This is a genomic window from Shimazuella sp. NTD247 (genome assembly GCF_059510415.1).
Window position 1 is genome coordinate 22,985 of the sequence record NZ_JCAJZU010000010.1, and the last position, 17,890, is coordinate 40,874.

At 38.3% G+C, this 17,890-nt stretch carries 24 protein-coding genes and 1 pseudogene; 9 read left to right on the top strand and 16 right to left on the bottom strand.

Annotated features, from left to right (window positions below; all coding sequences use genetic code 11):
• Positions 1-61 precede the first annotated feature (61 nt).
• Positions 62-673, top strand: a complete 612-nt coding sequence (locus AC5WOC_RS19850; protein WP_496057157.1) for a 3D domain-containing protein — start codon at positions 62-64, stop codon at positions 671-673.
• Between the two features lie 139 nt (positions 674-812).
• A complete protein-coding gene (locus AC5WOC_RS19855) occupies positions 813-974 on the top strand; it encodes a hypothetical protein (RefSeq protein WP_496057158.1) in 162 nt (53 codons plus the stop codon).
• 132 nt (positions 975-1,106) lie between these two features.
• On the opposite strand, the gene AC5WOC_RS19860 is transcribed toward AC5WOC_RS19855, so the two are convergent.
• Positions 1,107-1,403: a hypothetical protein gene (locus AC5WOC_RS19860; RefSeq protein ID WP_496057159.1), complete on the bottom strand. Its 297-nt coding sequence runs from the start codon at positions 1,401-1,403 to the stop codon at positions 1,107-1,109.
• A 191-nt stretch (positions 1,404-1,594) separates the two neighbouring features.
• Here AC5WOC_RS19860 and AC5WOC_RS19865 point away from each other — a divergent pair, with 191 nt between their 5' ends.
• A complete protein-coding gene (locus tag AC5WOC_RS19865; protein WP_496057160.1) occupies positions 1,595-1,852 on the top strand; it encodes a hypothetical protein in 258 nt (85 codons plus the stop codon).
• 645 nt (positions 1,853-2,497) lie between these two features.
• Here the strand turns inward: AC5WOC_RS19865 and AC5WOC_RS19870 are convergent.
• Positions 2,498-2,983 (bottom strand): DUF2690 domain-containing protein, encoded by a 486-nt coding sequence (locus tag AC5WOC_RS19870; protein WP_496057161.1) that lies wholly within the window; start codon positions 2,981-2,983, stop codon positions 2,498-2,500.
• A gap of 408 nt (positions 2,984-3,391) precedes the next feature.
• On the opposite strand from AC5WOC_RS19870, the pseudogene AC5WOC_RS19875 reads away from it, so the two are divergent.
• Positions 3,392-3,448: pseudogene (locus tag AC5WOC_RS19875) on the top strand (hypothetical protein); the annotation flags it as partial.
• A gap of 51 nt (positions 3,449-3,499) precedes the next feature.
• On the opposite strand, the gene AC5WOC_RS19880 reads toward AC5WOC_RS19875, so the two are convergent.
• From AC5WOC_RS19880 to AC5WOC_RS19895, 4 genes are all read right to left on the bottom strand, one after another.
• Positions 3,500-3,859, bottom strand: coding sequence for an ester cyclase (locus AC5WOC_RS19880; RefSeq protein ID WP_496057162.1), 360 nt, complete (start codon positions 3,857-3,859; stop codon positions 3,500-3,502).
• 35 nt (positions 3,860-3,894) lie between these two features.
• Positions 3,895-4,335, bottom strand: coding sequence for a MarR family winged helix-turn-helix transcriptional regulator (locus tag AC5WOC_RS19885; RefSeq protein WP_496057163.1), 441 nt, complete (start codon positions 4,333-4,335; stop codon positions 3,895-3,897).
• 462 nt (positions 4,336-4,797) lie between these two features.
• Positions 4,798-5,181 carry a hypothetical protein gene (locus AC5WOC_RS19890; RefSeq protein ID WP_496057164.1) on the bottom strand — a complete coding sequence of 128 codons (384 nt, stop codon included), beginning with the start codon at positions 5,179-5,181 and terminating at the stop codon, positions 4,798-4,800.
• Between the two features lie 326 nt (positions 5,182-5,507).
• Positions 5,508-5,837: an antibiotic biosynthesis monooxygenase family protein gene (locus AC5WOC_RS19895; protein ID WP_496057165.1), complete on the bottom strand. Its 330-nt coding sequence runs from the start codon at positions 5,835-5,837 to the stop codon at positions 5,508-5,510.
• 119 nt (positions 5,838-5,956) lie between these two features.
• Here AC5WOC_RS19895 and AC5WOC_RS19900 point away from each other — a divergent pair, with 119 nt between their 5' ends.
• Both AC5WOC_RS19900 and AC5WOC_RS19905 read left to right on the top strand, forming a co-directional pair.
• Entirely contained in the window at positions 5,957-6,397 is a 441-nt protein-coding gene (locus tag AC5WOC_RS19900) for a MarR family winged helix-turn-helix transcriptional regulator (protein ID WP_496057166.1), read from the top strand.
• A 106-nt stretch (positions 6,398-6,503) separates the two neighbouring features.
• On the top strand, positions 6,504-6,635 hold the full coding sequence (locus tag AC5WOC_RS19905) for a hypothetical protein (RefSeq protein ID WP_496057167.1): 132 nt from the start codon (positions 6,504-6,506) through the stop codon (positions 6,633-6,635).
• Between the two features lie 141 nt (positions 6,636-6,776).
• On the opposite strand, the gene AC5WOC_RS19910 is transcribed toward AC5WOC_RS19905, so the two are convergent.
• The 3 genes from AC5WOC_RS19910 to AC5WOC_RS19920 all read right to left on the bottom strand — a co-directional run bounded on the left by AC5WOC_RS19910 (position 6,777) and on the right by AC5WOC_RS19920 (position 9,298).
• Positions 6,777-7,361 (bottom strand): hypothetical protein, encoded by a 585-nt coding sequence (locus AC5WOC_RS19910; RefSeq protein ID WP_496057168.1) that lies wholly within the window; start codon positions 7,359-7,361, stop codon positions 6,777-6,779.
• A gap of 61 nt (positions 7,362-7,422) precedes the next feature.
• On the bottom strand, positions 7,423-7,563 hold the full coding sequence (locus AC5WOC_RS19915) for a hypothetical protein (RefSeq protein ID WP_496057169.1): 141 nt from the start codon (positions 7,561-7,563) through the stop codon (positions 7,423-7,425).
• A 397-nt stretch (positions 7,564-7,960) separates the two neighbouring features.
• Positions 7,961-9,298 carry a helix-turn-helix domain-containing protein gene (locus AC5WOC_RS19920; protein ID WP_496057170.1) on the bottom strand — a complete coding sequence of 446 codons (1,338 nt, stop codon included), beginning with the start codon at positions 9,296-9,298 and terminating at the stop codon, positions 7,961-7,963.
• A gap of 172 nt (positions 9,299-9,470) precedes the next feature.
• Between AC5WOC_RS19920 and AC5WOC_RS19925 the strand changes: the two genes are divergently transcribed.
• The 3 genes from AC5WOC_RS19925 (at position 9,471) to AC5WOC_RS19935 (ending at position 10,902) form a co-directional block, all read left to right on the top strand.
• The gene (locus tag AC5WOC_RS19925) at positions 9,471-9,704 is read left to right on the top strand and encodes a hypothetical protein (RefSeq protein WP_496057171.1); all 234 of its coding nucleotides are present in this window, start codon (positions 9,471-9,473) and stop codon (positions 9,702-9,704) included.
• A complete protein-coding gene (locus AC5WOC_RS19930; protein ID WP_496057172.1) occupies positions 9,692-9,997 on the top strand; it encodes a hypothetical protein in 306 nt (101 codons plus the stop codon). The genes AC5WOC_RS19925 and AC5WOC_RS19930 overlap by 13 nt, the downstream gene beginning before the upstream one ends.
• A gap of 290 nt (positions 9,998-10,287) precedes the next feature.
• On the top strand, positions 10,288-10,902 hold the full coding sequence (locus tag AC5WOC_RS19935; protein WP_496057173.1) for a hypothetical protein: 615 nt from the start codon (positions 10,288-10,290) through the stop codon (positions 10,900-10,902).
• A gap of 428 nt (positions 10,903-11,330) precedes the next feature.
• Here the strand turns inward: AC5WOC_RS19935 and AC5WOC_RS19940 are convergent, their stop codons facing one another.
• The 7 genes from AC5WOC_RS19940 to argC all read right to left on the bottom strand — a co-directional run bounded on the left by AC5WOC_RS19940 (position 11,331) and on the right by argC (position 17,473).
• Positions 11,331-11,921: a hypothetical protein gene (locus tag AC5WOC_RS19940; RefSeq protein ID WP_496057174.1), complete on the bottom strand. Its 591-nt coding sequence runs from the start codon at positions 11,919-11,921 to the stop codon at positions 11,331-11,333.
• Positions 11,922-11,977: 56 nt separating this feature from the next.
• The gene (locus AC5WOC_RS19945) at positions 11,978-12,151 is read right to left on the bottom strand and encodes a hypothetical protein (RefSeq protein ID WP_496057175.1); all 174 of its coding nucleotides are present in this window, start codon (positions 12,149-12,151) and stop codon (positions 11,978-11,980) included.
• Positions 12,152-12,387: 236 nt separating this feature from the next.
• Complete coding sequence (locus AC5WOC_RS19950) at positions 12,388-12,951, bottom strand: GNAT family N-acetyltransferase (protein WP_496057176.1); 564 nt, start codon at positions 12,949-12,951, stop codon at positions 12,388-12,390.
• Between the two features lie 139 nt (positions 12,952-13,090).
• Entirely contained in the window at positions 13,091-14,242 is a 1,152-nt protein-coding gene (gene argD, locus AC5WOC_RS19955; RefSeq protein ID WP_496057177.1) for an acetylornithine transaminase, read from the bottom strand.
• Positions 14,226-15,020: an acetylglutamate kinase gene (gene argB / locus AC5WOC_RS19960; protein WP_496057253.1), complete on the bottom strand. Its 795-nt coding sequence runs from the start codon at positions 15,018-15,020 to the stop codon at positions 14,226-14,228. Before argB ends, argD begins: the two co-directional genes overlap by 17 nt.
• Positions 15,021-15,044: 24 nt before the next feature.
• A complete protein-coding gene (gene argJ, locus AC5WOC_RS19965) occupies positions 15,045-16,277 on the bottom strand; it encodes a bifunctional glutamate N-acetyltransferase/amino-acid acetyltransferase ArgJ (RefSeq protein WP_496057178.1) in 1,233 nt (410 codons plus the stop codon).
• Positions 16,278-16,441: 164 nt separating this feature from the next.
• On the bottom strand, positions 16,442-17,473 hold the full coding sequence (argC, locus tag AC5WOC_RS19970; RefSeq protein ID WP_496057179.1) for an N-acetyl-gamma-glutamyl-phosphate reductase: 1,032 nt from the start codon (positions 17,471-17,473) through the stop codon (positions 16,442-16,444).
• Positions 17,474-17,890: the final 417 nt, after the last annotated feature.

Genomic DNA, 17,890 nt, shown 5'->3' on the forward strand with positions numbered 1-17,890 from the left:
CTGCTTGTCCCAGTAAATGATGGAGAAAGATTCGCATTCATGGGCAAGGAGGATATTTGTTTTGTTACAAAAAGTATTTCTTACTTTCTGTGTGGCGTTGAGTTTATTCGTCAGTATACAAGTAAATGAGACATTTGCAGAAAATCTACAAAAAATACATGTACATCGCGGAGATACATTATATTCCATTGCAAAAAAATACAAAGTGACAGTTGCTCAATTGGCAGAAACAAATGCGATTAGAAACGCTGCTTTGATCCGAGTGGGTCAAACACTAGTTATCCCATCAGTGGGAAAACAGCAACGAGAAACAACAGTTGCAAGTAATGAAGTGGAACAGGCGACTACGAGTTTTTCCAGGGGAAAATCACTCGGTTCTTTTACCTTAACCGCATATACCTCCGGTTATGAGTCTACAGGTAAAAAACCGAATGATCCTTATTACGGGATTACCTCCAGTGGAGAACCTGTAGAGGATGGTGTAACAGTGGCTGTTGATCCCAAAGTAATACCTATTGGCTCCCGTGTCTATATCGAAGGCATTGGCTACCGCATTGCTCAAGATGTGGGCGGTGCAATCAAAGGGAACCATATCGATGTGTATATTTCTAATTTACATACAGCAAGAGCGTTTGGAGTAAAACATGGAAAACAAGTGGAATTAGTGAATTAGCGCAGTTAAGCAACAGCGGAATGTATTTTTCTGCTGTTGCTTTTTATTCTTCAACGATCCATTGAAATAGTGGTGTAGTTTTTTCTTAATAGAGGTGGTAAGCTATTACCATTAGTCTTAATGTAAAGGAGAAATTACTGTGGCGAAGTCAAAGAAAAATAAAACATCAGAACCTCGTATAGCTGCTGTTAATGAAATGGGCGTTTTAAAACGAGATATCGGTAGGATGGTATTTTGGATTGTTATATCAGTTGCCGTTGCAGCATTAGTAGCAGTTGGAGTGGAAAGTTACTTGGTTTAATTTACATAATTTAAAAAGAGAGAATGTTTTTCTCTCTTTTTTTTTGTTTACTATACTATTAAATGTGAAATGAATCTCTGTGGTCTAGGCGTATGGAACACCTAGACCCTACTGGTTTATTAGAAGTCAGCCCTAGAAAAGTTCACCTTCCCAGCCTTCGGGAACTCGAATCATTATGGTGGGATCATCCGGATGGCTGTCGGTTGAAAGTCCGGGGTTATCCACTTCTGCGTAGGAGTAACTGCTATTTCCCCTCTCGAACATAAACCAGCGCGTTTCAGTGGAGCCAAGGCAGTTTACAATCTCTCGCTGTACCTTGTAGAAGCGATCGGGTTGGTTTGTACAGAGTGTTTCCATATCGCAGACCCATATGGGGACATGCAGCTCGACACTCTTCAAAACCTGTTCGGCGGTCTTTTCGTTTGCCATTTTCAGCAGCCTTCCAGCAATTAGACGAGATATTCCACTAATATCAGTGTAGATGATGTATTGTTTTATAGCAAACTGTTGCTTATAGTATCGTCCAAAGCCAAGTGTGATTTATTGCTTTCAAGGATGAAAACAATGACTTTAATCGTTTATAATATATATGTCCCTTATGGATTGAGAAGAGGAGCGTCATGGTGGAATACTCCATCCACGATATTATGAGAGACCCTCGGTTTATTCCCCATTGGGATAAGGTGGCTTTGAAGTCAAAGGAACTTGAAGATAATGCGTTGGAGAGGTATCCAAATCATAAGACTGCTTACATTGACACTTTCCAAGCTTTTGTTGAAGATGGATATGTAATCACAAAAATCACAATCAAACTGAAACCAGATGATATCTCCGTCACAGGCGAAGTCCGAACAGATCTGAAAGAACTCGGTCTTTGATTCATTTGTTTTAAATTGATTAAGACCTTCTGCTGAAAATACCATAAGGTTAAAAATCCCCCTTGTAAGACATCTGTTGAGATGACTGACTAGGGGGACGTGTTTTTAATATAAATGAATTAGTGGTTTGGACACCAAACTTCAGCGTCCAAACCTTCCCTCACTTCTACGTTACCTCTGGCGAATCTGAAAAAGTTTCGTTGGTTCAGTGAATTCAGCCTTCTCTGGATTAGTACGCGACCTCAAATTCTCAATAATCTTATTGCTCTTCAAGATCACAACCTGTTCAGGGAATGGTCGAATTTCATAATCTCCAATAAAGAAATAACCCTTAACTGTTTTTATAGAACTCCGAGTATCGGAAGCAACCCCAATTACCCAGATTTTAGCAAGGTCTGTGGGGAGATTAAGGTGAATGTAACTGCTCATGTGAAATCCTTTTCTAAGGGGACAGACTTTTCTGTCATTTTATATGATAAGAGAAATGAAGCAGAAATTCAATTTATTTATTAGGGTAGAATGTTTTTAGATGAGAACCAGATTTAAATATAAAAAGCCCTCTATTGATGTTATCCATTAGTATACATCGAGAGAGGGCATGAGCGTTTTATGTTTCAGTCAATTTCCATGTTTATAATCCAATGTTTAATAAGAACTAGTTTGACCTGAGAAATGCCACCAGTGTCCAGCAAGAGAGTAGTAATAGTTGTAGTAAGCTTTAGCGTAAGAAGTTACACCATAATCATAAACCATTTTTGTATAGCAAGAGGTTCCGCCATCAGGGACAGTACAAGTATATTCTCTGCCATCGCTATTTCGGTGAATCGTTGCTTTATTGGTGTTAAGACTATCGGTGTTTTGCCAGTTAGAATTGATGGTTAATCTCGCCCATGCGGTATGGCAGGCAAAACTATAACGAATTTCTATGACACCACCGGGATAAGTAGTATTTTGATTGGGATCCCATAAATTAGCAGATCGTATGGTCGTGGCATCATTTGCACAAGAGGTTGCCGTTGGAGATACACCATCATAACTGCTAGCAGCATGAGAAGTTGGGACTACGAAAAAAAAGCTCAATAAGAGAACGCTAACAATACTGAATGTACGGAATCTTTTTACCAGAGCCATCATTCATTCCCCTTTAGCGGTATGGTATACAATCCGATAATAGAATAGATTGTATATGAAATATATCATGAATCATTTCATTAATATATAAAATTATTAATTGAAAATAATAACAGTACGAGTAGATGTGGTTTCACTAACTCAGACGAAGGCGGCAAATTTGCATTTATCATGCATGACAGAAAAGATGGGCAATGATTCGAGTTGATAGACTTGCGGATTTATGGGAATTTTGAGGCCCTATTGACCGACTTATCATACATATCAGATAATTTTTATATTGATTTTACAGAGGTGATTTTTCGGTAAAGCCTTTAGCGGCTCCTTTATCGATTATCAATACAGCTCGTTGAAAAGAACTGCATTTAATAGTGAGCAGTTTATTAATAATGGGAGTCGTTATAGCGTATGGAATGTTGGCAACTCCAGCTGCGAGAATGGGCATGTTTAGAATGTGGCGTTCACCATGATCGAGACATCAGTGCAGCTAAAAACATATTGCAAGAAGGTAGAAGATTACTTGCTGTGGGGCTTACTTGTACCAACACCCCAAACTTCAACAGCTTGACCATTTTCCACACGGAATATTTCCATTATCATTGGATGAGGTGCTTGTGGTTCTAAAGGAATTCCATGAACAGTTACGCGTATAGCAAACTTGTTGCCATCTTCCACCAAATCTTCTACAACGAAACGCTTGTTAGGAGAAGTTTTATATAACTGAGTTAAATAATTTTTTATATTTTCGATCCCTCTTATTCCAGAAGCGTGACTATAAAAATTGGGAGAGAAAAGTTCATCTACTGCCTCTAAGTTTCTTGTATTAAACGCTTCGTAAATTCGATACCCTAGAGCACTTTTATTTATTTTTGTCATATGAATGCCCCTTCACTGCTTTTTTTAAATTAATTTTACCCTGCACCATCTTTGTCCTGATTAGCAGATATATTATTACGCATCTTCTCCAGCACATTTACCATGATTTCCTGTTCTTCTTTGGTGATCCCAGAAAGAAGTTTTGCTTGAAATAAACTGTGTGCTTCGATGTGCTTAGCAACAAGTTGTTCCCCCGAGGCTGTCAAAGAAACGAGCGTATAGCGATTATTTTGCGGATCGATCCGACGACGGAGGATTCCTTCCGACTCAAACTGTTTGACTATACGGGTAATCGTAGCCCCGTCAAACGATAGTTGTTGTTTTATTTCTGCATGGCTGATCTCTCCTTGTTGTGTTACAAGTGTTAGAAGCCGCATTTTTTGCTGACTTACACCGATGTGGTCAGCAAAGGCTTTTTTAGATTCAGAACATACATGTGCGAGTTGATGAAAGAGATTATCTGTTACGTTTTTCATAGTGATCCTTTCAAGGGAAATGTTTTCGTTATAACAAGTCAATATTGAAAATTTTAATTTAGAAGATAGAACCTGAATTCGGAATGGGGTAAATGAAACTCGTCTTTCCTATGTATATTTATATCATCAATAGTTGACATAATCAATGGTTGATCCGTGAAATAAATAGTTATAATCTCTATGCTCTTGAAAGAGTTAGATTCCTCTTTAGAGTTGAAAGGCTAACTCCTCCGAATGTTGTTCAAACGATTAGTAATATAGTTCATATTGATCATAGCCAAATTAATTTGAATACGATTAAGTACGATGCTGCGTTGACAATGGCTGATCTTGAATAGTAGGAAGAGAAATGAAGAAGAAAATAGGAGAAGAGATATAAATTAAATTTTTGGTTTATTGTGTCAGAAGAAATAAGTAAATAAAAATCAGGCGGGCGGACTGGAGACCAGTCCGCCCAAGCCATCAGTTGTCGGCGCCGTCGGAGGCATTGTACAGCAGGAACTGCGCCCGACCCCTGAGCGGAATACGCTGCTCCAGATAGAAGAAGTTGAGGACGGGCCACAGGATCTCGGTGTCTGGATCGGCGAAACTCCTCAGAATGTCGAGGTCGACATCCTCTCTTTCCAAGAACTTTTCGAGCGTCAGGAAAAGCTCTAGACGCACGGGAAACATCTCAGACGTCCACCGGTTGAGAAAAGGTTCCAGGACCTTGTTCATTCGGTCGGCGAAGGCCCTCAGACGGTTGTCGAGGTTGCCCTCGCTTTTCTGGAGTTCTTCGAGTGCCTCGGACAGCTCCAGGTTCAGGTCGCTGTCGGGCTGCACGGGCTGCTTGATGACAGAGCTCACGGTGCTCTCCTTCTGATGGTCGGATCTAAATTATATCATTATGCGCATTATTGTGATACTGAGACACAAGCATAATCTAGGGAATTTGTTCATACTATCACAATCTCTCCAACATACCAGACAACATTCGCTTGCAACTGCTTGATCTTTCTCGATTTTTGCCCATCTTAGGCATATATATTTAGCCATCTTGTTTGGCGAGACTATGAAGATATAGCTATTTTCGTATTCAATCAGTCTGGTCACATATTGGGATCATAGTGCGGTGACCCAACTCCATTGCATTTGATATTAATTGAAAAGTCCAATAATTAACTTCGTTATTTTCAAGCATCTTTATGATCCGTATAAACGACTTCATAGAGAGTCGGGTCATAATTTTTTGCAACTTGTGCAGCTTGCTTCATATGAACCGTTGCCTCTGGATTTTTTAGCATGGCATAAAAAGATGGTTCATCTTTCCATTGGGCGTAATTTGTTACTTTCGTTCCATCCAAACTTTTATGAAAGTTTGCTGAAATATATTCTGGAATCTTATTCATGACCGTTTCTGTTGCATGAATTAATATCTTTAATAATTCATCTTGTTTTTCAGGTTCTACCGTAAAGACGTTGACTAAAGTAATACATGGATTCTTTGTTCGTATAGTTGTCATTTTGCTTCTCCTTTTTTGATTAAGCTTTCCTTTAATCTAAAAATCTGTTAATATATAGCTTGTTATCAGTATGCTGACATTATATCAGCATACTGATATAATGTCAAAAGGGGACCTATATGATGGATATATCAATTGGTTATTTATTAAAAAAGGCTCAACATGCTTTACGGACTGCCATGGATAAAAAATTAATGCAATATGGATTAACCACTCCTCAGTATTCTGTTTTAACTGCATTGGAAAAAGAACCGGGTTTGTCTAGTGCAAGCTTAGCTCGTCGATGTTTTGTTACTCCACAAACCATGCATAAAATCATTCTTAATATTGAAAAAATTGGATGGATAAGAAAGAAACAACATCCAGAGAACAATCGTGTTGTACAAACGTATCTAACGGAGCAAGGAAAAGATGTCCTAAGTCAATTTCACAAAGAAATTATGGAAGTAGAAAATGAAATGGAAATATCACTGTCACAAGAAGAGAAAGAGAATATGGTGGACATGCTAAATCGTTGTATTCAATCACTAGAAAAGTTGAAAAAAAATAACCTTTCTTAATAAAGAGTATGGGGTATATGGATGATTTGAGGAGTGTGTGGCCACACATCCAAATGACAAGGGGACGGTTTTTTGTCCCAGTTAAAGTTTACTGCCGCCAAATGTAGTGCAGACTATTCAAAATATGTACCACATCGACCGCAGTCAAGTGAATTTTGCCTATGATCAAGGAACCATACAGGCAACAATGACATTGGATGACATAGATGATGAAGACGATGGCGAGGAAGATCTATAATGAATGACTGGAAAACGGCTAGGATGATGATAGATATTACATCCTAGCCGTTTTTAAATACATTCCTTCCCGCACACCAAACAATATCCATTTGCATCTACTTGATCCCCATCGATTTCCCCGCATTTAGGGCATAGGTAGCTAGCCATGTAAGGAAGAGTTTCCTAGCTTCATCTGTTTGTTTAAGCGGATGTGGAGTGCTTCTAACGCTTTGTAGTCTCCAAAATCGATTACAGCGATTTTTTCTTGGTCTTGATCGATGATGGTAGGATGTTTCTTTGCCTCGGGATGATCATACGTTTCCCACATCCATTTGATATCCTCAAATAAATAGGGGATGTGTCCAACAAACATAAAACCAGAACAGTTAACACCGACAGCTTCTTTTTCTCTTATGAGATCTACGTTGATCTTTTTCTCTTCCATATCCCAAAGCTCACAAAAGAAATCGATGGAATGTTTTGGAAATCCAAGGGTATGACCTAGTTTCTCACAGTATTCCGTTGAATTGATGCGTACACCTTTCATTGTTTGGAGATACGTTTGTTTGTCTGTTTCCTTGTGAAAGAAGATATAACAATCGCCAAGTATATTCATCGGGAAGACATATGGGTAGTTTCCGGTTTTTAAACGATCCAGCCAAGGTTTTAATCTTGGATTTCCTTCTTGGCAGATGCAAGAGGGTTTATAACCCAATAGAAAGGCGTCTTCTGGAAGTAGATCCACAAGTAATATCTCCTTATCATTTAGAGATAGCCCTTGTCTAATAAGGGCTGGATTAAAAAATTTAGTGGTTAAATGGTCGCTTACAACGATTGCAGTACCACCAGTAGTTGCTGTCATTGTTTTGCTCGACTCTGTCAATTTGCCCGCAAGTAGGACATGGCGGAACCCAAGCATAACGATAAAAAGTATTTTTCATTCGCATCGAAACACTCTCCTTTCCAGATTTACTAAAATATAGTTGATATCGGGATATTACACAATATTTAAAATTATCATCCTTTTTATCGCAGAAGGTTGATTTCTTTGGATAGATGAAGGCCATTTGGAGAAATTTGCAATAAGTGAGCAGCTTTTTTTAGTAAAAACGAAAAGGGGTAATGGAATCAAAAAAATCGCCCACTTATTTGTGGACGATTCCTGTATTTTAACTTAGATGAATATGCTTGCTAGGTAATTTTATTTTATTAATGATTTCTAAGTATCCTCAGGATTAACTCCATCAAAACGGATAACATTGGGATACATGATGTCACCATCCAGTCTTGATCTGTCTATAGTTGATTTCTAAAATAGAATATATCAATCAAAATATAGCAACGTCAAACTTTGAGGGCAGAAGATTTTGGTTTTTTGTACCACGTCCAATAAAATTTTTCTAGATAGGTCTGAAATTGTTCTGTATCATTAATTTGTTTGAAACAATAACAGAGATCAGCAGATGTATCAAGGTATGAGAGAGCAGGGTGTTTATCAGCAATCGACTGTGATTCTAAAAATAAATTTATGGCTTCTTGATATTTTGTTTGATTCATATTCCACTTAGCTAAGTTAATTAGTGATTCTACAAGATCACGCTCATCTTGTTGTGTTTTACTGATTGTAATACATAAATCGATAATTTTTTTTGCAAATACCCAGTTGTTTTTTTTCATGAGTAGTGTAGCGAAATCTTTAAAAGAAAACGGAATGTAATTTTGAAATTTAATACTTGGTTGTACATCAAGTGCTTTAGAAAAAAATTCTTCAGCTAGAGTTATCTCATCTATTTCGAGATAAATACTTCCGATTTGGCTCCAGATTAAAAATAAATTATCTAGATCACGATTAGCTTTGGCTATTTTCTCACCTTTTTTAGCGTACTCCAGAGCTTTTTGAGGCATACCTAATTTAACAAGTGTTGTAGCATAGAGAAAGTACATTGTATTTTTTAACGCAGTTCGTATCTCTTCTTCTTTATTTTTTGTAGAATTTACATAATCATGAAGTACTTCTAAACATTGAAATGCTTCTTCATACAGTTTTAACCCTTCTAAATAAATACACTGGTTTAAAAGTAACAACGGATAATTTAATATCCGTTCTCCCTCAAGAGAGAAATTGGTAATCCCTAGTCTAACTAGATTTAAAGCTTCTTGATAGTTACCTTGACGGTGTTTGATAATACTTAATTCATTATAACAAGCTGGTAATAAATTAGTGCTATTAAGCTCAGGAAATTTTGCTGTACTTTCTATACTATAACGAAAATATTTTTCTGCATTCTCCCAATTTTTCAAAACGAAGTTTGCTTTCCCTTTTAAAAAGTGAACAAAAGGACGGAGAACACCAATATACTCAATTTTTTCTTCTTTGTTTAGCTTGGTTAACTTCTTTAACGCTTCTTTTGGATTGGCAAATACAATCTCTTCGATTATTTCTAATTTATGCCGCAGCCGTAGAATGCGTTTTTCTGCTTCCTCCACGATGCCAAATAAGTTTCCCATGCCTACTGCTTTTGCATAAGCAATTCGTTTTTCTTCGCTTACATTTAGTATACCTCGTTCAATCGAACTGATGGTGGATGCACCACAGCTTAGTTCCTCTGCGATCTGTTCCAGACTCTTGCCTTGTTTCTTTCGCTCTGCCCGTAAAACACCACCGATTTGCACCAAATCCATGTCCATCACCTTTTTTGCAAAAAAATGGATAATCTTTATTGTGATTATGGAAGATTATGTCGGAAAAAGCAATAATAATTACTGAATTGCGATAATAGTAATTAATATTTTAATATTTGTAAATATTTTCTATCAATTTTATAGTGTAAGTAACAAGGTAAGGGGTGAGGAGATGGGCGGAAAAGCGGACAATTTCCATGTGGTTTCCTTTTTTCAACGGGTGAAGAAAGATATTCGTCTGCATTTGGAAAGTGGAGAAAAGATCGATATCCCTTTATGGGATACGCAAATGATCGACATGGGCAATGGGCATGTGTTTGTGATTGGCAAGGTGGTGGAGCAGGATACTGATTTGCTTATCGAAGATCATAGCTCTCATGTGCATGTCACCCAATGGAAGCGTTAAAAGTTTTGGCTTGGCACTTGGTCAATTATTGTGATGAACAACAGCTCTATCATAAATTAGCTTCTGGTGAACGGATGGATCGAAAATCGTTTGTCCAATGGGTGAATATTTGCTTACACCATAGTGAGTCCAAAAATTCTGTTCTCACCCAAAGTCACTTAGATGAGATAAGTAATTTTTTGTCGCAAGTGGATGAAGTGCAGTGGAGAAAAGTATATCTTGCGTTTGCTTATTTTGTTTTAATTTTCGGTATCAAGAAAGGTGAAACTAGGTTGGAACGTTTAGAGGAATAGATCGATATATTAGAGTCTTATATAATATAAAAATCGGATGTCATATGGAAGGTTAAAATATTCATAAGAAGGAAACAATCGTACCGTATCGGTACGTTTTTTCATTTCACGAGATTTAGGAACGATAACTCATTCTTTGAGAATTTGTTGTATTTGTATGGTATTTTTATGACACCACTTGAATTGCAAATTCATTTTTATTTATGATAAAAATCTATCTTCTGCGAACGTTTTCCTTGCTTTATTCGTCCTTTATTAAAACAGATAGATAACAAAAGGAGATGATTCCATTGAAACATAACAAAAATGTGTTTATTCCAGTTATATTGGTTTCGATTATTTTTCTTGCACTTGTTGCCTTTTCCTTCTATAAAACATCCCAAAATCCAATAGGGAATCATCCTAGTGGTCCGCCAAATGGTATACATAAACCAGAAAAAGAAAGCGGGTTTGATTTCACCCTCTTTGGGAACCTAGCCATAGCACTTGGTGCAATCAGCTATTGGTGGCTGTTGTTCAAAAAAAAGTTGGCCTCTCCTTACAAACCTATAAAAATATGGGGGAAAAGATTATACTCCATCCACACTTTTACTGGATGGTTTGCATTGGTGTTTGTCCTTATTCATGGAACTTATTACTTATTTACAAAGCTTAACGATCCTAAAATTTTTACTGGTCTTGCAGCCTTTTTGATTTTGTTGATTTTAGCTGTCTATGGCTGGTTATACCAACGTGTAAAAAATAAGTATATCCGCACCTCTCATTTCATTTTAAGCCATATTTGGCTGGTTGCTTTACTTATCCATGCAGGCGGATTTTTCTTCTTTATGGCTGCGGTTACGGTTGTATTATGGGCACTCATTTGGATTCTAGACAAGAGAAAGAATCAAGAGAGTACAGTTTAAATAAGCTGATGATGCCCTTGCCATTATAACATTGCGAGCGAGAAAACCCACGGTTTCAATCGTGGGATGAAAGCGAGCGTTGAATGAGGGTAAGGAATTTTCCTTCACTAGTTCAACCTTTGGAAAAAAGCAAACTTACAAACATATATTCCCATGGTAATATATGTATAGTCATGACAGACGAAAACCAAGTTTGCTCGCGGCAAAGAAGAAATCAACAAACATAAACCGTGGGGCGCACGGGGTTAGCTTGGTCATGAAATAGTCATGAGGCTATCGTCGCAAGAATCCAACGGCTTTAGCCGTATGGAGTTGTCAATCATGTGATAAGTATGTTTAGGAGATCAAACCTTCACTGAAATCGACGCTGCAGTAAGTTTTTAAAGCTGTCAGCTCGATTCCTTTTTCTATCCCATAGAGAGTACAAGCTAGCTTACAGAAGTAACAGATGAAGCCTTTATGTATGATTTTTCAAGAATATTTATCGCATGCTGCAATATAGATCGATATAAATGCAAAGATGAATAGTCTTTATAATCGATTGTGGATATCTGTTGTATGTTTTGGTGTTGATATCTGATTTGCAGCTTGTCCAGCTCTCGAAAAGGATATTGATTCCAAAGCCAGTTTACATCCTCTACAAGGGTAGCGATAGAACTTGTGCAGTGGATGCCACAGTAATATAGACCAACACTTTGTAACAATAATGTCGTTTTATCAGGTGAAAAATGCATAGAAACATAGTGATCCACCGCTTTTGGTGGGAATCCGAGGGTAAGACCTAATATTTTGATGTGTTCTGGGTTATTCGGATTTGGTTTCCAGTTGACAGTATCCATAAACTCCGTTAACTTGGTTTGATTTTGAAAAAATAAATACTCGTTAAAACTGGCTCTTTCTTGAAGGGTATAAAATGGGTATTTCTCTTTTAAGTAGGCAATCATCTCATAGCGATCTGTAGTCATCACAGCAGGTTTGATTCCCATAATAAACGCTTGTTCTGATAAAAAAGTGTCCAATACAAAATCGCTCCTTTATATAGAAAAAGGAGACAGCTTGTGCCTCCTATTTATTCTTATCGAACTTCTGCACCGCAACCCCAATTTGTACACTGATAGTGATTTCCATTCCATTCGAAGTTAGTCAACTTACCACATTCAGTACAATGCCCAGTGTATGCTTCTTTCTCGTTTTTTTTATTTTTTTGGTTTTCGTCATTTTCTCCCCAAAACATTACAGTGAAATTCATTTTACTCACCCCTTGTGAAAATGTAAGTAGGTGTGAAAAATTTCATTAGAATTATGTTAGAGGATAAGTTTCATAAGCATTGTCTGTTTATTGTTATAAACCCTTTTTTATTATAGTTGATTTGCATATTCAAAAGGAAGGTATATCCAAAAGGCATTTTATTTTTTCATTTATTTTGGTTCAAGCAGTTCCTGCGACAAGGGGACGGTTCTCTTGTCGCAAATGTAAATCTTAAATCAATTACGAAAAAGGATTGTCATATCATTTGTACATCGTTTCCAAATCATATGATCATAGTCTTTGCCCCAATAATCCTTTAGTAGATAATCAGATTGCCCAAATTTTTTCAGCCAAATTTTCTGGGCAGAACGATATCCGCTATCTAAGCAAAATTCATCAATTCCTCTACTTAGAAATGTAAGGAATATCATATTTAACAGTAATGTTCCAATCCCTTTTCTTTGATAATCAGGATGTACAAATACTGTTCCTATCTCATCTAATCCTGTGTATGTTCCCTCTGTGCAATTCTGAATCAGCTTACTGGCAGGGCCATATTCAATTGTGCCGACAACTTTGTTGCAATTTTTATCAAAAGCGATTAAAAAATATCGTTTCTTTCCATTGCTTTCTAAATCCGCTTTCAAATATTGTTTTTTACTTTCAAATTCATTTTCTATATCTGAATGCAGCTCCAATAAGTTTTCCCTGGCAAATGTATTTGTTATGACGGTATGAAAAAAAGTGGTGAGTTCTTCAACATCTTCTGCTCTTGGTCTTCTAATTTCTATGTTTAACACTTTGGTATCTCCTTCTAAGTAAGACAACAAGGGTATCTTTGGTAATGTGATCAAACTTACCTGAGTCTATTATCTGTGATACTCCAATCGAAAGATACACTCACCATAACATCAATTTTTTCACTCTTTGATGCGAAGTCTAATGAACTACATCTTTTATCATTGCAACAGCTTGATCAATCTGCTCATATGAAACAATTAATGATGGTAAAAGTCGTAATACGTTTTTCCCAGCAGGTAAGGTAACAAGACCTTTTTCAAGCAGTTCTTGAATGATAGGTGCCACAGGTTGGTTTAACTCTATGCCAACCATCAGACCAATTCCTCTTACAGCTATAACATCATCATTTCCCGCTAATGCTTTGTTAAGCTGCTTATAGAGATAGTTTCCTTTTTTCTTTACTTCATGCAGAAAGTGTTCTTGTTTGATTTCTGTTATTACTGCTTTTGCAACCGCCATTGCCAAAGGATTGCCTCCAAAAGTGGTGCCGTGTGTCCCAGGACTGAGAATGGGTTTTAACGAATCTTTTGCAAGCATTGCTCCAATTGGGAATCCATTGCCTAGTCCTTTTGCTAAAGTGATGATGTCAGGTTGAATAGCATAATGCTGAAATCCAAAGATTTTACCTGTTCGTCCCATACCTGTCTGCACTTCATCGATGATTAGGAGAATGTTTTTCTGTTTGCACCATTGCACCAATTCGTCTACGAAGATATCAGATGCAAGATGGATGCCGCCTTCTCCCTGTACAAGTTCTATGAGGACGGCCGCTGTTTTGAAATTTGCTGCTTGTTTGACTGCATCCATATCTTCGAATGGAACTGTATGAAAGCCGCGAGGGAGAGGATCAAAGCCCGCCTTTACTTTTTGTTGACCTGTTGCAGTTAATGTTGCTAGTGTTCGACCATGAAATGACCCTTCAAAAGTGATGATTTCTGGTTCCGCGATGTGTTTGGTATCTTTGGCCCATTTTCGAGCTAATTTAATTGCTGCTTCATTGGCTTCGGCTCCGCTGTTACAAAAAAATGCGGCATTTAACCCGCTTTGTTCACAGAGCAAGGAAGATGCTTCTGTTTGAAGCGGGATCTGATAGAGATTGGATGTATGCCATAGTTTTTCTGCTTGTTGCAAGAGAGCAGCGTTTACTGCTGGATGCTGGTGTCCTAAATTGGTAACACCTATGCCAGCGCTAAAATCTAAATATTGTTTTCCCTTATCATCCCAAAGTGTTGCTTTGTTTCCTTTGACGAAAGCTACTTCTTGTTTCAAATAGTTAGGAAAGAGTGACATGCGATTCTTCCTCCTGTTCTTGAACTAATTTTGTACCGACAAAAGGTTGTTCGGAGTTTGCAGAAAGAACAAGGGATGAGGCACCATTCACAATCCAAACTTCTTTTACCGCATGTTGCAGAGCTTCGATTCCTGAGCGGGCTTTGGGGATCATTCCACCAGAGATCTCACCTGTTTGAATATAGCGTTCGATTAAATGAGGGGTTGCTTCGCTAAGAATCTTTTTCTTTTCTCCTGTTCCTGTATAGATACCATCTACATCACTCACTAGGATTAATTGACTTGCATTCATTGCTCGGGCGATTGCAGAGGCCATTTCATCAGCATTGATATTGTAGTGTGTGCCATCCGTTCCAATGCCTACAGACGCGATTACAGGCACCCAGCCTTGCTGTAAGAGGCTATGAATGGCAGTGCTGTTTACTGCTGTCACTTCACCCGCATATCCTAGCAGAGGATCACGTTGTTTTGCTTGTACAAGTTGCAGATCGATCCCGCTCAATCCAATCGCAGGCAGACTAGCAGAAATAAGCTGACTCACCATATGTTTGTTCACTTTCCCTGCTAGTACCATTTCGACAAGGCTGAGCGTGTCGTCATCTGTCACCCGATATCCGTTTAAAAAGGTTGTACTTTTCCCTGTTTTCTGAGCCCACTCGGAAACGAATGGCCCCCCGCCATGTACAATGATGAAAGGGATACTCTGCTCGCGAAGTTCTGCACATTGAACAAAAAAGCTAGAATGCAAATGGGTTAAGACACTTCCTCCTAATTTCATTACAATCACAATAATCCTCCGTTCTTAAGTCCGATAGCTGGCATTGATTTTGACATAGTCATAGGTGAGGTCACATCCCCATGCAGTCGCTGTCTGTTCCCCCTGACAGAGATCGACGAATATTGGTACTTTTTCTTGTTTTAAAACTTGTGTTGCTTTGTTTTCGTCATATGCAACAGGCAATCCTTGATCGACTACCAATATCGAGCCTAGTTTTACTTGTACTTGTTCTGTACGAATGAGAGGTTCACCATAACCAGCCGCACTTAAGATTCGTCCCCAATTTGCATCAGCTCCAAAAACTGCTGTTTTTACTAAGTTTGAACCGACGATTGCTTTTGCGACTTTTCGAGCCGTTTTGATTGCCGGGGCGCCTGTGACAAGTACTTCAATTAATCGAGTAGCACCCTCGCCATCACTGGCGATTTTTTTCGCAAGCTCTTGGCAGACAAACGTAAAACCTTTCTGAAAGGCAGCCCAATCGGGATGATGAGGATGAAGCGGATCATTTTTTGCTAATCCACTTGCCATGACCATGACCGTGTCATTGGTGCTACAGTCCCCATCAACAGTAATCATATTGAAGGTTTTGTCGGTAGCATGCCAAAGCAAAGTTTGTAGGTGATGCGGATCAATCGCTGCATCTGTTGTAATAAAACCTAGCATTGTCGCCATATTTGGATGGATCATCCCAGAACCTTTTGCGACACCTGCAATGGTTACTGTTTTTTCATCTATTTCAATACTGACTTGTACTTGTTTCGTAGTGGTATCCGTTGTCAAAATGGCTTCAGCAAATTTTTCTCCTCCTGCTTCATTAGCTGAGAAGACGACTTCTTCTAAACTCGGAAGTATTTTTTCCATCGGTAGAAATTGTCCGATGACACCAGTTGAAGCCACGGATACTTGGTGTTCTGGAATATTGAGCAGTTGAGCAATTTTTTCTGTTGTTGTTTGGGCATCTGTTAACCCTCGGCCACCTGTACATGCATTGGCAACACCACTATTGACAACAATCGCTCTTAATTTTCCTTCAACTCCGATGTTTTCTTGTGAAACGATTAGTGGGGCTGCTTGAAAGGCATTGGTTGTATAAACAGCCGCTACTGTAGCTGGTACCGAGCAAATAATTGCTCCCAAATCCAATTTTCGTTTTCTTATACCAGCATGAACTCCTGACGCTACAAAGCCCCTTGGCGAAGTGATACTCGCTTTGCTGCTCACTTTAAATAATGAAGCTGGGACGATAACACTCATCAGCCATCTCTTCTCTTTTCTCTTCTTTTCATAAACTAATGAACTTAATTTTGGCAATGTTCAGCTATCAAATGATGTACTCCTAATACTTGGGCACCAGTTTTTCTGTGTTATGCGCAAACAGTAAATATTGGTGAGTCTTTTGTCTTTCTATCTGTAAATATTCAAGGGTAAATCGGTGAAAATAGCAGTCCTGTTGTTTCTGGTATTTTTAGGAGGATGTTAGCATTTTGAATGGCTTGTCCCGCAGCGCCCTTCATCATGTTATCAATTGCCGACAAAAGGATGACACGCCCTGTTCGTTCATCCGCATGAAATCCGATATCACAGTAGTTGCTTCCTTGTACAAACTTGGTTTCCGGCCATGTTTGACCTTTTAGACGAATAAAAGGCGATTCTTTGTAGTTCGAATGGTATAAATCAAATAAATCATCAAATGTATAATTATGCATGTTGTCTGCATAGATGGTGACCAAGATTCCTCTGCTCATCGGGACTTGCTGGGGAACAAAACTGACTTTGATATCTTGTTGTGCAAAATAGCTTGCAAATTGCTCGATTTCAGGAGTATGTTGGTGCTTATCTACTTTGTAAGGGCGTATGTTTTCATTTACTTCGCTAAATAACATCGCCTTATTCACACTTCGACCTGCACCAGTTACTCCTGATTTTGCATCGATGATGATAGAGGAAGGATCGATTATTTTTGCTTGAAGTAATGGAATAAGTGCCAGTAAAGTAGCAGTTGGATAGCATCCAGGATTGGAGACTAGGGATGTGTTTTTGATTTCATCTCTAAACCATTCGCTTAGTCCATATTTGGCTTGACTTAGATAGTTCTTAGGTGCAGCTGATTTTTGATACCATTCTTCATAGATTTGTCGAGAAAATAAGCGGAAATCTCCTGATAAATCTATTACGTATTTTCCCATCTCCAGTAGAGAGGGGGCCCATTTGCTACTAACCCCTGATGGAGTAGCAAAAAAGATAAGTTCCATTTCCTTTTCAGCGATTGCCTCGATAGTGAGTTCTTCTAAAATGAGATTCGAATCGAGATGTGGGTAGATAGAGTCCAGCGGTTTTCCTATTTGAGAAGAGGAAAAAACAACTTCTAGTTCAAAGTAAGGATGCTGTTTTATTAAACGAATCAGTTCTGCTCCGCTATATCCGGAGGCTCCAACAACAGCTACTTTCAATAAAAATCACTCCTGACAGCGCAAAAATGAATATGAATTATTATACATATATATTTATATTTATACAACCCTTTTTTTGGAATTTAGGAATGTGTCAATTTATAACATTGCGAGCGAGAAAACCCACGGTTTCAATCGTGGGATGAAAGCGAGCGTGAACGAGGGTAAGGAATTTTCCTTCACTAGTTCAACCTTTGGAAAAAAGCAAGTTTACAAACAAACATTCCCATGGTAATAGATGTATAGTCATGACAGACGAAAACCAAGTTTGCTCCCGGCAAAGAAGAAATCAACAAACATAAACCGTGGGGCGCACGGGGTTAGCTTGGTAATGAAATAGTCATGAGGCTATCGTCCCAAGAATCCAACGGCTTTAGCCGTATGGAGTTGTCAAATCTTTAATCCTATTGATCTTTG

Bases quoted from the DNA above. Each gene is read 5' to 3' on its own strand.
- AC5WOC_RS19860 (WP_496057159.1), bottom strand. From the start codon at position 1,403: ATGGCAAACGAAAAGACCGCCGAACAGGTTTTGAAGAGTGTCGAGCTG.
- AC5WOC_RS19930 (WP_496057172.1), top strand. From the start codon at position 9,692: ATGGAAGCGTTAAAAGTTTTGGCTTGGCACTTGGTCAATTATTGTGAT.
- argD (WP_496057177.1), bottom strand. From the start codon at position 14,242: ATGTCACTCTTTCCTAACTATTTGAAACAAGAAGTAGCTTTCGTCAAA.
- AC5WOC_RS19870 (WP_496057161.1), bottom strand. From the start codon at position 2,983: ATGGCTCTGGTAAAAAGATTCCGTACATTCAGTATTGTTAGCGTTCTC.
- AC5WOC_RS19900 (WP_496057166.1), top strand. From the start codon at position 5,957: ATGATGGATATATCAATTGGTTATTTATTAAAAAAGGCTCAACATGCT.
- AC5WOC_RS19920 (WP_496057170.1), bottom strand. From the start codon at position 9,298: ATGGATTTGGTGCAAATCGGTGGTGTTTTACGGGCAGAGCGAAAGAAA.
- AC5WOC_RS19865 (WP_496057160.1), top strand. From the start codon at position 1,595: ATGGTGGAATACTCCATCCACGATATTATGAGAGACCCTCGGTTTATT.
- AC5WOC_RS19885 (WP_496057163.1), bottom strand. From the start codon at position 4,335: ATGAAAAACGTAACAGATAATCTCTTTCATCAACTCGCACATGTATGT.
- argJ (WP_496057178.1), bottom strand. From the start codon at position 16,277: ATGAGTGTTATCGTCCCAGCTTCATTATTTAAAGTGAGCAGCAAAGCG.
- AC5WOC_RS19880 (WP_496057162.1), bottom strand. From the start codon at position 3,859: ATGACAAAAATAAATAAAAGTGCTCTAGGGTATCGAATTTACGAAGCG.
- AC5WOC_RS19895 (WP_496057165.1), bottom strand. From the start codon at position 5,837: ATGACAACTATACGAACAAAGAATCCATGTATTACTTTAGTCAACGTC.
- AC5WOC_RS19945 (WP_496057175.1), bottom strand. From the start codon at position 12,151: ATGAATTTCACTGTAATGTTTTGGGGAGAAAATGACGAAAACCAAAAA.
- argB (WP_496057253.1), bottom strand. From the start codon at position 15,020: ATGAAATTAGGAGGAAGTGTCTTAACCCATTTGCATTCTAGCTTTTTT.
- AC5WOC_RS19925 (WP_496057171.1), top strand. From the start codon at position 9,471: ATGGGCGGAAAAGCGGACAATTTCCATGTGGTTTCCTTTTTTCAACGG.
- AC5WOC_RS19915 (WP_496057169.1), bottom strand. From the start codon at position 7,563: ATGCGAATGAAAAATACTTTTTATCGTTATGCTTGGGTTCCGCCATGT.